This is a genomic window from Halobaculum limi, from assembly GCF_029490015.1.
Taxonomy (GTDB): domain Archaea; phylum Halobacteriota; class Halobacteria; order Halobacteriales; family Haloferacaceae; genus Halobaculum; species Halobaculum limi.
In genome coordinates this window covers 968384-981259 of the sequence record NZ_CP120468.1, presented here as the reverse complement: position 1 = coordinate 981259, position 12876 = coordinate 968384, and the positions used below count along the sequence as shown (strand labels likewise).

The window sequence follows — 12876 nt, the reverse complement described above, 5'->3', positions numbered from 1 at the left end:
GCGCCGCTACACACCGCTCAGTGGGTCAACACGAGCAGTCGCTCGTCGGTTCGAGCGAGACAGATGGGACCGCTCGGTGCAGAATCGAACGTCACCGTCTCGTCGTCGCTGACGAACAGGCGGTCGAACGGGGTGCCACAGGCCGGACAGCCGAGTTCTGCGCGGTTCTCCAGCGACATCGATCCGGCGTCCTGCCGCAGGAGTTTCAACTTGCTCCGGTAGTCGTGGACGTCGAAACCGTCGGAGATGTCGAGCCGCGTCATACTCGGTGGCGGTCGCTGCACGGAAAGTAGGTTCCGCCCCGAAATTCAGGTGTGAGACTCCGCGCGGCCGCGAGAGAAGTCCGCAGAGATGGCAGCAAGTCGCGTGCTTACGTCAGGCGGGCGAACGCGAGGTTGCCCGAGATGTTGTGGACGTACGCCTGGACGGTTTGTCCCTCCTGTGCGCCGGAGACGAAGATGGTGAACTTGCCCTTCTCCGCGACGCCGTCGCCCTTGCGGCCGGTGCCGGTGATCTCCAGTTCGTACGTCTTGCCCTCCTCGATGTCGGGGCCCTGCGAGTGCTGAGACGCCGCCGAAGAACGCTTCTGGACGGGCCGGAACGCACCACACGCCTGACAGCGCAACATTCGGACGCCGTCTTCGGTCTTGAGGACGGTGTCGGGGAGGCCACACTCCGAGCAGGTGACGAACTCGGCGACGTACTCGTCGATGGCCTCGGTGAAGTCCGCGATGGAGAACGACCCGTTGTACCGGGCGACGCCGTCCTCGTACTGGCCGTTCGTCCCCAGTTGTCGCTGGATGGCGCTGTGGAGGTGTTCGGCGTCTCGCGAGAGAGCGTCTGCGATGTTCGAGAGGTTCGTCAGGCGCGTGAACGCCCCGTCGGTCTGTCCCTCGGGGTCGGGTACCTGCAAGCGGTCGCCGGCGTCCGCGGGTGTGTCGGGTAACTCGCCGTAGGCTCTGTCGAGTGCGTCTGCGTAGTTCATAGACGAGGGAAGGGAGTTCGACGTATAGGGCTTCCGAGATAGACAGTACCGTGGATCGCGCCGGATCGACAGACTCCGTCGGGGTTGCCGAAACTGTCGTCGGTCCCGCCCTTCTTCGATGTTCCACTCGAACCGATCCCGTGTGATGCCCGTGTGAACGGACGACACAGGAGCCGTGCAGTAGAAAGCCGTTTCACTCGGCGCGGCAAGCGCGGGTAATGAGCTACAAGATCGGTCTCGTCGGCAAGCCGTCCGTCGGGAAGTCGAGTTTCTTCAACGCGGCGACGATGAACGACGTGCCCGAGGGTGCGTACCCGTTCACGACCATCGATCCCAGCGTCGGCGAGGCGTACGTCGGCGTCGACTGTCCGGCCCCGGAGTTCGAGGAGACGTGCGAACCGAACCACGGCTTCTGTCGCGAGGACACCCGGTTCGTTCCCGTCAAACTCGTCGACGTGGCGGGCCTCATCCCCGGCGCACACGAGGGCAACGGCCTCGGCAACCAGTTCCTCTCTGACCTGAACGAGGCGGACGTCCTCATCCACGTCGTCGACTTCTCGGGGACGACCGACATCGAGGGTGAACCGACCGAGGGCCACGACCCGCGCGAGGACATCGACTTCCTCGAGAACGAACTCGACCAGTGGTACCTCGACATCTTACAGAAGGGCATCGAGAAGTTCGAGTCGATGTATCAGGGACCGAACCCCGGCGACGAGACGGGCGTCGAGGAGGTCCTCGCCGAGCAGATGAGCGCCTTCCGCACGAACAAAGACGAGATCAAACAGACGATCCTTGCGCTGGATCTGGATCTGGACCCCGAGACGTGGGACGACGACGACCGCTTCGACCTCGCCCGCGAGATTCGCAAGCGGACGAAGCCGATGGTTGTCGCCGCGAACAAGATGGACACGCCCGCCGCCAGCGACAACTACGAGGCGGTCACGAGCGACCCCGAGTACGAACACCTCACGGTTGTCCCCACGAGCGCACACGCCGAAGGGTCGCTGAAGAAGGCCGACGAGGCGGGCGTCGTCGAGTACACGCAGGGCGACGACGACTTCGACATCGTCGGCGACGTGAGCGACGACCAACAACAGGGGCTGGAAGTGATCCGCGAGTTCGTCACCGAGTACGACGGCACGGGCGTCCAGCAGGTGATCGAGACGGCGCTGTTCGAGGAACTCGACGCGAAGGCAGTCTTCCCCGGGAGTGCGAACGGCAACTGGAGCAAGGGACCGTTCCGCGACTGCTTCGTCCTGCCCGGCCACGCGACGGCCGAGGACTTCGCGTACACGCTCCACTCCGACATCGGCGAGGGCTTCCTCCACGGCATCGACTGTCGGAGCGGTCGGCAGGTCGGTGCCGACACCGTCCTCGACCACCGCGACGTGGTCGAGGTCATCACCACCGGGTAGCCGCGAATCGCTGGCGCGTCGCGGATTGGCGCCCGTACGCTCGCCTTACGTGCTGACAACGTCGGACGAGGCGACCTTACCGACCGACTGCACCGCGTGTCATCGTGTGAACGTGTCGCATCCGCCGCCCGAGAGACGACGGGGTCGCTCCCGGTCGTAATCCGAACGTGTCGGGTCGCGCTCACATCCATAACAAAGCGGTGCGCGTGGGACGGTTGGACCCGTATGACACGACGAACAGTGTCGCGGCGACAGTTTGCAGCAGTGCTCGGGACAGCCGTCGGTGTCGGCCTCGCAGGATGTGGAGGCACGACGGGGAACAACAGCACGAACGCGACGAACGGAACGGTCGGAACCGTCGAGGAGATGACCGAAGGAGACGAAGAGACGGAGGGCTCACCCACCGAGACGCCCGAACCGCCGGAGACGACTGACGACCCGGCGGCGGCCGTCGAGGAGGGCAACGCGGTCGTGCGGATCGCACACCTCTCGCCGGACGCGCCCAATGTGGACGTGTCCGTCGGCGGGGCAGAGATTCTCACCGACGTCGCGTACGGCACGGTGAGCGACTACTACGTCCTCGAACCGAGTACGTACGCGGTCGCTGTCGCGCCGACCGGCGAGGACGACGCCGTCTTCGAACAGGACGTAGAGTTCACCAGCGGCGCGTTCACCGTCGGCGCCCTCGGTGAACTGGCCGAGCAGCGACAGTCGTTCGCCGTCGAGGCGTTCGAGGACCGCGTCGAAGCGCCCGACGCAGAGACTGCGGCCGTCAGAGTCGTCCACGCCTCGCCCGACGCGCCAGCCGTGAGCGTCGCCGTCCAAGGTGGCGACACACTCGTCGAGGAAGTGGCGTTCGGCGAGGCCAGCGACTACGTGGAGGTCCCCGCTGGTGACTACACGCTCGACATCGCCGTCGCGGGCGGCGGTGGCGACGCCGGAACCGAGACGGCGGGCGGCGATGAGACGGGCACAGAGACCGGAAACGAGACCGACGGCGGTACCGACACCGGCACGGCGGCCGAGACGGTCGCGCCCGGAACCGTCGTCGCGTCCGCCGACGTGTCGCTGCCTGGTGCCTCTGTGGCGTCGGCGTTCGCGACCGGGTACGTCTCTCCCGATGGCGAAGCGGCCGACGCCCCGTTCGAGGTCCTCACGACCGTCGACGCGACGGCGTCGGAAGACGAAACTGGGACGGCTGAGGGAACCGAGACCGGAACCGAAAGCGGAACTGAGGCCGGGACGGAGAGCGGAACCGAAAGCGGAACTGAGGCCGGAACCGAAGCGGCCTGACAGCGTCACTGCGTGACGACCGTCTCGGCGTTCTTTTTGTCCCGACTGACGCGAAGCCATCGGCTCACGACTGAAGTGCGTCTCGAAGAAAGCGGTCCACAGTGTGTCGCCGTGTGGCGACGGTGTGAAACTTAGTTGCGAACGACGTTCGTCGCGCGGGGGCCCTTGGGAGCCTGCTCGATGTCGAAGTCGATCTCAGTACCTTCGGTCAGATCCTCGCCGCCGACATCCTCCATGTGGAAGAACACGTCGTCGTCCGAGTCGTCAGTCGAGATGAAACCGTAGCCGCCAGTGTCGTTGAAGAAGTCAACCTTACCGTTTGCCATTGCAACTAAACGAATGGCCCTGAATGGGATAAGACTTGGGTATTTGTTTTGCAGACCCGATTTATGCTAAACGAATATTCTGCGAGAAGCTACTTCTGTGTACATTTGACCAAGCACATTTGGTTTCACGTCGATTCGGTGCCCAATCCGTCACAACCACCGGTTGCTTCGACGGATACGGAGATACACCGGTGACTCTGTTGGTGGCTCCGTTGGCGTGACTGTCGGCGGGCCGTGCGAACGAAATGCTCGATTTCTCGCTACACGACGCACTTACTGCTACCGGGGGTGACGGTCGGCGATACTCGAACAGCGACCCCGCTGTGCACGTACGCCGACGTTACGAACAAGGCGTAAATCGGTAAGAGACGCCCCGAAACCGCCGACCAGCGCATAACAATCCCCGAACAGACATATCAATAATGTGCGATGCGACAGCAACTGACAGCAAGACTCGCGGTGGTACTCGCGGCGGTACTCGTGGGAAGCGTCGTTCTCACGGGAGCGGCGTTCGCGGGCCCTACCGCGTCGGCACCACAGCCGACAGCGAACGTAGCGGTACAGGAAGACGGACCGACCACACAGGAGACGGCGTATCTTCGGATCGTCCACGCCTCACCTGACGCGCCCGCCGTCGACGTACTCGTGAACAACGAGACCGTCGCCGACGATCTCGCGTTCGGCAATTCAACCGGCTACCTCGAAGTCGGGGCCGGTGACTACAACGTCACCGTGACGACTGCCGACGGCGAGACGGTCGTGTACGAGGGATCGCTCACGGTGCCGCCGCGTTCTATCACGACCATCGCCGCCAGCGGTGAGGTCGGTGAGAACGCGACGGAGCCGTTCGATCTGGTGACCTACTCGGACGACGCGTACACGCCCGAGGAAGAGGAGGCCGCCATCTCGGTGATCCACCTCTCGCCTGACGCGCCCGCCGTCGACGTGACCGTCGAAGGCACGGACGTCGTCCTCGCGGACAACGTCTCCTTCGGCGACGCGACCGACTACTTGACTGTGCCCGAGGGCGAGTACACCGTCGAGATTCGCGCGGCGAGTGAGGACAACAACGGCACCGTCGTCGCGACTGTCGACGTGGAACTCGACGAGGAGACTGCCTACACCGCCTACGCGGTCGGCTACCTCGACCCGCCGAGTGAGAACGCCAGCAGCTTCGGCGTGCTCCTCACCGAAGACGCGACGCGAACCGTCGAACTCCCCGACGGGCCAAACGGCCCACCCGTGGACCCAGGACCGCCAGAGGACCCTGGACCGGACGGTGACGACGACGATGATGACGAAGACGACGAGGACGAAGACGAAGAGGACGAGAACGACGAAGGCGAGGAGGAGGAAGAGAGCGAAGAGTGATCTGACGACCCTGCCGACGACCTGATCGACCGCACCGACCGACCACCCCGCGACCCGACCGGGACGACCCCCGGTTGCGGGGTTACTCCGACGACTCGTACTCCTGATAGATGACGCTCCCGCACGCCTTACAGTGTGAGGCGTCGGGGTCGTGACCCGTGAGTCCGCAGTTGGGGCACGTCACGTCGACTCGACCCTCGCTCGTCCACGCTTTGACGATCTTGCCCGCCTGCCACGGGACGAGGACGATCGCCGCGAGGATACCGGCGACCGTCACCCACCGGCCCGCGACGGTCATCGGGACGATGTCGCCGAAGCCGACCGTCGTGAGCGCGACGACCATGTAGTAGAACGCGTCGCCGAAGTTGTCGACGCCGGGGTTGGCCGCCGCCTCGGCGCTGTAGAACAGCCCACTCGCGACGAAGAAGATGACCAACACGGTGAGCAGGAACTTCATCGCTCGCAGCGCACCCGCGGAGACGGTCCCGAAGAAGAACTCCTCGTCGCGTGTGAACCGATAGAATCGCAGTACGCGGATCGCACGCACGACACGCAGGAACCCGACGTTCACTCCGACGAGCGGCCCGACCGTGAGTGCGGCGACGATTGTTGGTAACACCGACAGCAGGTCGACGACCGTGTACGGGTCGAAGAACTCCGCCACGCGATTCTCCGCACCGTACAGGCGGAGGACGTACTCGACGACGAATATCGCGGCGATACCCACTTCCAGCGACCAGAGTGCATCTCGCGTGCCCGCCGAGATATCGTACGTCTGCGCGACGAACACGCCGACGAACACGAGGTTCAACAGCAACAGTGCCACGTCGATGGCCCGACCCAGCAGCGTCTTGTGGTCCAAGAGGTAGAATCGGACCCGTTCGCGGGGAGCCGTGGGCGGGCGCTCGGTGGCACGTCCGGCCATACCGCACGTGTGTTCGCGGGCAGTAAAGAAGTACCAGAAGTGAACGCGACCAGAGCCGTCCTGTCTCTCGCGTGTCGTCGTCACGCCGGCGGCGACGGTGGCTCCGCTGCGAGTGTCTCGACGAGCGACTTCAGGAACGCCAGCGCGATGGGGCCGACGAACAGACCGACGAAGCCGACAGTGAGGACGCCGCCGAAGATGCCGAGCACCATCAGTCCCGGACTAACGTGCGCCTCGCGGCCCGTGATGATGGGCCGGAGGTAGTTGTCCGAGAGACTGATCACCGCCGCGCCGAGGACGAACACGACCACGGCGTCGACCGGGCGGCCCGTGACCGCGAGGAAGACGCTCATCGGCAGCCACACCACCGACGCACCAATCATCGGGAGCAGCGACAGCAGCGTCGTCACGACGACCCAGAACACGACGTTGTCGACGCCGACGAGGAGGAACACCAGCCCCGTGAGCACACCCTGTACCAACGCCACGGCGACGTTGCCGACGACGACGCCCCACGTGATGCGGTCAAGATCACGGCGGAGCGACGCCTGCACGGCCGGGTCGACCGGAACGACGGCCGTGACCCACGCGAGCAGTCGATCGCCGTCTTTCAGTAGGTAGTACACGACGAACAGTAGCACCGTCAGCCCGACGAGCACCTCCGTCACGCCGCCGAACAGCCCCAACAGTGTTCCGAGTCCGGCACCCAGTTCCTGCCGGGTCAGTTCCTGCAGTTCACCCCGGAGGTCGAAGCCGCCGGCGGCCGCCAGCGCGTCGAGTTCTCGAAGCCCGAACTCGCCCGCCAGCAGCGCCTCGCGAACCCGCATCGCCTCGCGCAGGGCGACCCCGAGCACGAGGCCGACTGGAACGACGACTGCGACGACCGACACCGCGAGCAACAGCGCGGCCGACAGTCGCTCGTCGGTCCGTCGCGACAGCCGACGGTGGATGGGGTAGAGGACGTACGCGAGCAGCGCCGCCGCGAGGACGTACTCGACGAGCGGGAACACCATCGCGACCGCGACCAGCGCGACGGCTACCGTCGCTGCGAGCAGTACCGTGTGCTGCTTGCTCACGGAGGTACACACGCGGGGAGTCGGCATAGCACCCCGCGACGATACCCGAGTCGCTGGAGTCCGAATCCAGGGCCTCGGTCGCGGAGTGTCGCCCGTGTCGAGTTGCCACCACCACCCACCCGAACCGCTTTGTGCGACACCGACGCAGCACGGGTAGGCGGATGGGACGACGCGACGACGTCGAGCGACTGTACGACATCTTGGAGCGCGTCAGCGACGCAGTCGGTGGTCCCCGTCGCTTGGGCGACTGTGACGGGTATCTGGACTGGCCCGAACGCGGCGTGTACGTGTTTCTCGAACCCGGAGCGCGTCGACGCGACGGCCGCCGTCGCGTCACGCGGGTCGGCACGCACGCCGTCTCTACTGGGAGCGGAACGACGCTGTGGAATCGGCTCAAACAGCACTACGGGACCGGCGCGGGGAGTTCTGATCACCCGCACGGCGGCAACCACCGCGGATCGGTGTACCGCCTTCGAGTGGGCGAGGCGCTCATCGAACGGTACGGCTTGCACGACCGCTACCCCGACTGGGGCACCCGAACCGCGTCGCTGGACCGCGACCGCACGACCGTCCGCGAGGAGGAGTATCCGCTGGAACGCCGCGTGAGTGCGTACATCCGCGACCAGCCGTTCCTGTGGGTCGCCGTCGACGACGAACCCGGCCCGGACAGCGACCGGGCGCTCGTCGAGCGAACGCTCATCGCGCTTCTCAGCAACACAGACAGGGAACAGATCGACCGCCGACCGGCCCACTGGCTGGGTCACCACAGTCGCAGTCCCGCGATCCGCGCGTCGGGACTGTGGAACGTCGACCACGTCGGCGACGACTACGACCCCGCCGGTCTCGACCGATTGGCGGCGGCGGTGGAGGAGACGGAACCGCTGTGATTATGGGGTAGAACCCGTCGCCCGTTAGCGACGTACGCACCGTTCGTTCGGAACTGGCTACGGTCGAAAACGCTGGCCTCGGCACTCATAGGGCTCGTCACGGCACCGGTGCCACCCAGGCTCTGAGCGGTCGCCTCGTCATCGGCCACCCACACCTACCGCCCGCCCCCGCAAGTGCGTTACTCCTCTGTGTCGCGGCCAACAGTTACCCCGACGCGGGCCGTGCCCCGAGTAATGAGTAGTTCGCCGTCGCTCGACAGCCTCCGCTTGAGCAAGCCGGAGACGGCCGTGTTCGTCTCCGGCGTCGCGAGTATGGGACTAGAGATACTCGCCGGGCGGATGATCGCCCCGCAGTTTGGTAGCAGCATCTACACGTGGGGCACCATCATCGGCGTCTTCCTCGCGGCGCTGAGTTACGGCTACCACCGCGGCGGCAAGCAGGCCGCACAGCAGGCGACGAACGGCCGGATGGCCCGCGTGTTCCTGATCACCGCGGCGTACGTCGCCGGCCTCATCCTCGTCGGTGACATCCTCCTGCGCTCGGCCTCCGGGTTCCCCCTGCCCAGCCGAATCGCGTCGCTGCCGGCGGTCGTCCTCCTGTTTGGCCCGCCCACCTACCTGCTGGGGTACGTCAGCCCGTGCGCCGCAGAGTTGTCCGCGAAAGAGGGCATCGGCGAGGCGTCCGGTCACGTCTACATGCTTGGGACCGTCGGCAGCATCGTCGGCGCGTTCGCGACGACGTACCTGCTCGTCCCGTCGCTCGGCATCAACCAAATTGCGCTCGTCTTCGGCGTCCTCTCGGTGGTGACGGCGCTCGTGATCAGCCGCCCGATCAGCCGAGACCGCGCTGCAGTCACTGGGTTCGTCGCCCTGTTGTTGATCACGTCGGCAGCGACGGGCGCGGCGGGGTACACCGTCGAGGGGCAGGTGGTCTACGAGACGCAGACGCCGTACCAACACCTCCAGGTCGTTGACCTCGGTGACACGCGCACGCTGTATCTCGACGGGCAGCGACACAGCGCGATGGATCTGGAGGACCCGAACCGGCACGTGTTCTCGTACACCCGCTACTTCCACCTCCCGATGCTGTTCGCCGACGACCCCGACGAGATAGACCGGGTGCTGTTCATCGGCGGCGGTGGCTTCACCGGCCCGAAGCGATTTGTCGAAGACTACGACGTGACCGTCGACGTGGCGGAAATCGACCCCGAGGTCGTCGACACGGCGAAAGCGTACTTCGGCGTCGAGGAGTCGCCGCGCCTGCAGATTCACACCGAGGGCGGGCGACAGTACCTCCGCGAGACGAACCACACGTACGACCTCATCGTCCTCGACGCCTACCAGAAAGACAAGGTGCCGTTCGAGTTGACGACGGTGGAGTTCATGCGACTGGCACGCGACCGCCTCGACGAGGACGGCATCCTCTTCGCGAACGTCGTCTCGGCGGCGAGCGGTCCCGCATCACAGTTCTACCGCGCCGAGTATCGCACGATGAACGCGGTGTTCCCGCAGGTGTACGGCTTCCCGACGCTCGGCGGTCCCGTGGTCCAGAACGTCGAAGTCGTTGCCACGAAAAACGGCACCCGACTCTCCGAGGCGACGCTGTTGGATCGCAACGCCCGCCGCGACATCGGCATCGGCCTCGACGAGGAGATACGGACGCTCGCTCCGCCGCCGCGCACCGACGACGTGCCCCGCCTGCGCGACGACCGGGCACCGGTTGACAGCCTCCTCGATCCGATGGTAGGCCAGCGATACGTGATCCAGGAGACGAACGAGAGCAATTCGCCGCCCGCGAACGCCCGACCGGCGATCCGTATCGACGCCGCACGGCCGCCGTCGAGTGTGCCGTCGAGTGCCCCGCAGTCTACTGGGTAGCCACACGCTACCCGGGGCCCGTAGCCAGTTTGCCGCCGCATATCTATCACGCGGCTCACGAAATCGAATAGTACGAATGGAGCCTACGCAGCGGACGGTCGACCGTGCCCTGATCCCGACGGGACACGACGCCTCCAGTTACACGTGTCTGCGGTCGCTCGCGAGCCGGGGCGTCGGCGCCGTCATCGCCTCCGAGAAGGAGACGGTCCCCGCGGCGGCCTCACGCTACTGCGACGAATCTGTATCACTGCCGAACCCCCGTGAAGGACTGCTGACGTACCGCGACGCCCTCCTCGAACTCGCCGAACGTGACGACGTGAAGACGATCATCCCCGTCCGTCCAGAGGACTCGTACGTCCTCTCGCGGTACGAAGCCGAGTTCAGCGACCACGTCTCGCTGGTCGTGCCGACGATGGCGCAACTGGAACGCGTCCACGACCGCCTGCAACTGGCCGCAGAGGCGGAGGCCGCGGGCGTCCCCGTCCCCGAGACGCGGGCGCTGTCTGCGGTCGACGACTGGGACCCGGACCTGCTGATCAAATCGCGGTACAACGTCCTCGCGGACGCGTACCTCGACGAGTTGGGCCCCGACGATATGGACGTCGTCAAGCACATCTACCACACCGGCCACGGCGAGACGCCGGACGTCGAGGCGGTCCGACGGGCGATGCGTCACGACCCCATCGTCCAGGAGTTCATCCACACCGACGGCGAGTACATGTTCACCGGCCTGTACCAGGACGGCGAGGCATTGGCGACGTTCCAGCACCGACAGATCCGCGGTAACTCCTACACCGGCGGCGGCGGCGTCTACCGACGCTCCATCTACGACCCCGAACTGGAGCGGGTGGGCCGGGCGCTGTTGGATCACCTCGAGTGGAACGGCCTCGCGTGCATCGAGTACATGCGCGACGCCACGACCGGTGAGTACGTCCTCACGGAGATCAACCCCCGGATGTGGCAGTCACTCCCGTCGACCGTCGCGGCCGGCGCAGACTATCCGTGGTACTACTGGCTGGCGGCGACGGGCCGCGCCGACGAGATTGACCACGACTACGACATCGGCGTCGGCACGCACATGCTCCACGGCGAGTTGGGCTACCTGATGAGCGTCCTCACCGAAGACTCCCCACACGTCCCTCGCCCGTCGATACCAGGGACCGTGTGGGCCATCGGCACCTCGATCCTCAGAGAACCCCGGTTCGACTACCTCAAACTGGACGACCCGTGGCCGTTCCTCGTGGGCGTCGGCAACGTCTTGCCGGAGGGCATCTCACGAAGCCTCCCGTGGCCTCGCCGGTTCGCACGTAACCGACCAGACCACTCCTGATCCGGTGACGCGTCGGGAGTGACGGCACTCACGTCCCCGAGCGCCCGTCCTATCCGTCTTGTCAGCGGGTACTCGCGTCTCGGTAAACATTGTCGGCGGCCGGTGGGTTCAAGACTGTTCCTGCAGTATGCTATCGGTACACATGAGCCTAACCGGATCTGACCGCGTCTTCTGTCACGACTGTGGCAGAGGATTCGACTCGCCAGAGGAACTCGAACGACACGTACGAGACGAGGGTCTCGTCGACTAGACGGCTACCAGTCGTCTACTCGGCTTCGACACGTTCGCGCGCCGCTGCGACGAGCAACGGCAGAAACACCGTCGCGTCGCCGTACACCGACGCGTTCCGCGCGTCTTTCTCCAACTTCCCCCACGACCGCGCCTCCTCCAGCGTCGCCCCCGAGAGGCCGCCGGTCGCCTCCGGATCCATCGTCACCTGCACCGCGTAGTCGTACGCTCGCGGCGTGACGAGCATCGTCTGGAGGGTGAAGTTCTTCGGGACACCGCCGCCGACGAGCAGACAGCCAGCCGTGTCTGCCTCGAACGCCTGGTCCGTCAGCGGCGTCATATCCGCCAGCGCATCGAGCGTCAGATCCGAAGTCTGTGCGTACATCCACGCCTGTAGCCCGAGGACGGAGTCTTGCACTGCCGGACAGTACACCGGCACGTCGTGTTCGTACGCGGCGGCGGCGACGCCGGCCCCTTCCTCGACGTTCTCGCGGTCGTTCACCGTGGCGTTCGCCCGACCCAACTCCGCGCACAACTCGGCGATGCTGACCGCACCGTCTCGCTCGGCAAGCGGCGGGAACACCTCCTCGCGGAGGTGCGACTCGAACTCCGCGAAGTGCTCCTGCGGGAGGTAGACGTTGTAGATGCGGTCGACCTCCTCGTCGCGGAGTTGCTCATCGTGTTCGCGCAGGGTCTTGCCCTCCTGCCGCTCCTCGCCGTGGTGGTGTTTGCCGCCGATGGCCTCGATGGCGTCGTGGGTGAGGTTCGCGCCCGTCGTGACGAGGGCGTCGACGTAGCCGTCGCGGATGAGGTCGACGACGACGCGACGCATCCCCGTCGGCACCATCGCACCCGCCAACGAGAGGAACACCGTGCAGTCGTCGTCGGCCCACATCTCCGAGAGCACGTCCGCCGCGCCGTGGACCGACTCCGCGCCGATGCCGGCGTGGCCGTACTGCTCGACCAACTGGCCGACGCTCATCCCGCCGGAGACGCGCGTGTGCCCCAGCGGGTCGTGGTCGAACGCCTCGCGGTGGGGCGTCTCGTACTCCGTATCGTCGTGTTCGTGGTCGTCGCCGTCGTGACCCTCGTCGCTCATACGCGGGTTTGTGGCGGCGGGGCGCTTGAACCGCGTGGTTCACAGCCAGACCAGTCAGCC

Annotated in this window: 12 protein-coding genes; 6 read left to right on the top strand and 6 right to left on the bottom strand. The window is 65.8% G+C overall.

Annotated features, from left to right (window positions below; translation table 11 throughout):
- Nucleotides 1-17: 17 nt before the first annotated feature.
- Nucleotides 18-263, bottom strand: coding sequence for a DUF7385 family protein (locus P0D77_RS04910; protein ID WP_277555104.1), 246 nt, complete (start codon nucleotides 261-263; stop codon nucleotides 18-20).
- A gap of 107 nt (nucleotides 264-370) precedes the next feature.
- The gene (locus tag P0D77_RS04905) at nucleotides 371-985 is read right to left on the bottom strand and encodes a translation initiation factor IF-2 subunit beta (protein WP_277555103.1); all 615 of its coding nucleotides are present in this window, start codon (nucleotides 983-985) and stop codon (nucleotides 371-373) included.
- A gap of 218 nt (nucleotides 986-1203) precedes the next feature.
- Here P0D77_RS04905 and P0D77_RS04900 point away from each other — a divergent pair, with 218 nt between their 5' ends.
- Complete coding sequence (locus tag P0D77_RS04900) at nucleotides 1204-2403, top strand: redox-regulated ATPase YchF (protein ID WP_277555102.1); 1200 nt, start codon at nucleotides 1204-1206, stop codon at nucleotides 2401-2403.
- A 225-nt stretch (nucleotides 2404-2628) separates the two neighbouring features.
- Nucleotides 2629-3696, top strand: coding sequence for a DUF4397 domain-containing protein (locus tag P0D77_RS04895; protein ID WP_277555101.1), 1068 nt, complete (start codon nucleotides 2629-2631; stop codon nucleotides 3694-3696).
- A 131-nt stretch (nucleotides 3697-3827) separates the two neighbouring features.
- Here the strand turns inward: P0D77_RS04895 and P0D77_RS04890 are convergent, their stop codons facing one another.
- Nucleotides 3828-4022 (bottom strand): cold-shock protein, encoded by a 195-nt coding sequence (locus tag P0D77_RS04890; RefSeq protein WP_089822659.1) that lies wholly within the window; start codon nucleotides 4020-4022, stop codon nucleotides 3828-3830.
- A gap of 429 nt (nucleotides 4023-4451) precedes the next feature.
- On the opposite strand from P0D77_RS04890, the gene P0D77_RS04885 reads away from it, so the two are divergent.
- Nucleotides 4452-5393, top strand: coding sequence for a DUF4397 domain-containing protein (locus P0D77_RS04885; protein ID WP_277555097.1), 942 nt, complete (start codon nucleotides 4452-4454; stop codon nucleotides 5391-5393).
- 82 nt (nucleotides 5394-5475) lie between these two features.
- Here P0D77_RS04885 and P0D77_RS04880 read toward each other — a convergent pair whose 3' ends face one another.
- Together P0D77_RS04880 and P0D77_RS04875 are read right to left on the bottom strand one after the other, a co-directional pair.
- Nucleotides 5476-6318: an ion transporter gene (locus tag P0D77_RS04880; RefSeq protein ID WP_277555096.1), complete on the bottom strand. Its 843-nt coding sequence runs from the start codon at nucleotides 6316-6318 to the stop codon at nucleotides 5476-5478.
- An 80-nt stretch (nucleotides 6319-6398) separates the two neighbouring features.
- Complete coding sequence (locus P0D77_RS04875; protein ID WP_277555095.1) at nucleotides 6399-7421, bottom strand: AI-2E family transporter; 1023 nt, start codon at nucleotides 7419-7421, stop codon at nucleotides 6399-6401.
- Nucleotides 7422-7555: 134 nt separating this feature from the next.
- On the opposite strand from P0D77_RS04875, the gene P0D77_RS04870 reads away from it, so the two are divergent.
- The 3 genes from P0D77_RS04870 to P0D77_RS04860 all read left to right on the top strand — a co-directional run bounded on the left by P0D77_RS04870 (nucleotide 7556) and on the right by P0D77_RS04860 (nucleotide 11489).
- On the top strand, nucleotides 7556-8281 hold the full coding sequence (locus tag P0D77_RS04870; protein WP_277555094.1) for a GIY-YIG domain-containing protein: 726 nt from the start codon (nucleotides 7556-7558) through the stop codon (nucleotides 8279-8281).
- A gap of 234 nt (nucleotides 8282-8515) precedes the next feature.
- Complete coding sequence (locus P0D77_RS04865; protein WP_277555093.1) at nucleotides 8516-10159, top strand: spermidine synthase; 1644 nt, start codon at nucleotides 8516-8518, stop codon at nucleotides 10157-10159.
- A gap of 76 nt (nucleotides 10160-10235) precedes the next feature.
- Nucleotides 10236-11489 carry a carboxylate--amine ligase gene (locus P0D77_RS04860; protein WP_277555092.1) on the top strand — a complete coding sequence of 418 codons (1254 nt, stop codon included), beginning with the start codon at nucleotides 10236-10238 and terminating at the stop codon, nucleotides 11487-11489.
- A gap of 265 nt (nucleotides 11490-11754) precedes the next feature.
- Here the strand turns inward: P0D77_RS04860 and P0D77_RS04855 are convergent, their stop codons facing one another.
- The gene (locus P0D77_RS04855; RefSeq protein ID WP_277555091.1) at nucleotides 11755-12816 is read right to left on the bottom strand and encodes a deoxyhypusine synthase; all 1062 of its coding nucleotides are present in this window, start codon (nucleotides 12814-12816) and stop codon (nucleotides 11755-11757) included.
- Nucleotides 12817-12876 lie beyond the last annotated feature (60 nt).

Excerpts from the sequence above, each read along its gene's own strand:
- P0D77_RS04910 (WP_277555104.1), bottom strand. The coding sequence starts at position 263 with ATGACGCGGCTCGACATCTCCGACGGTTTCGACGTCCACGACTACCGG.
- P0D77_RS04905 (WP_277555103.1), bottom strand. The coding sequence starts at position 985 with ATGAACTACGCAGACGCACTCGACAGAGCCTACGGCGAGTTACCCGAC.
- P0D77_RS04900 (WP_277555102.1), top strand. The coding sequence starts at position 1,204 with ATGAGCTACAAGATCGGTCTCGTCGGCAAGCCGTCCGTCGGGAAGTCG.
- P0D77_RS04895 (WP_277555101.1), top strand. The coding sequence starts at position 2,629 with ATGACACGACGAACAGTGTCGCGGCGACAGTTTGCAGCAGTGCTCGGG.
- P0D77_RS04890 (WP_089822659.1), bottom strand. The coding sequence starts at position 4,022 with ATGGCAAACGGTAAGGTTGACTTCTTCAACGACACTGGCGGCTACGGT.
- P0D77_RS04885 (WP_277555097.1), top strand. The coding sequence starts at position 4,452 with ATGCGACAGCAACTGACAGCAAGACTCGCGGTGGTACTCGCGGCGGTA.
- P0D77_RS04880 (WP_277555096.1), bottom strand. The coding sequence starts at position 6,318 with ATGGCCGGACGTGCCACCGAGCGCCCGCCCACGGCTCCCCGCGAACGG.
- P0D77_RS04875 (WP_277555095.1), bottom strand. The coding sequence starts at position 7,421 with ATGCCGACTCCCCGCGTGTGTACCTCCGTGAGCAAGCAGCACACGGTA.
- P0D77_RS04870 (WP_277555094.1), top strand. The coding sequence starts at position 7,556 with ATGGGACGACGCGACGACGTCGAGCGACTGTACGACATCTTGGAGCGC.
- P0D77_RS04865 (WP_277555093.1), top strand. The coding sequence starts at position 8,516 with ATGAGTAGTTCGCCGTCGCTCGACAGCCTCCGCTTGAGCAAGCCGGAG.
- P0D77_RS04860 (WP_277555092.1), top strand. The coding sequence starts at position 10,236 with ATGGAGCCTACGCAGCGGACGGTCGACCGTGCCCTGATCCCGACGGGA.
- P0D77_RS04855 (WP_277555091.1), bottom strand. The coding sequence starts at position 12,816 with ATGAGCGACGAGGGTCACGACGGCGACGACCACGAACACGACGATACG.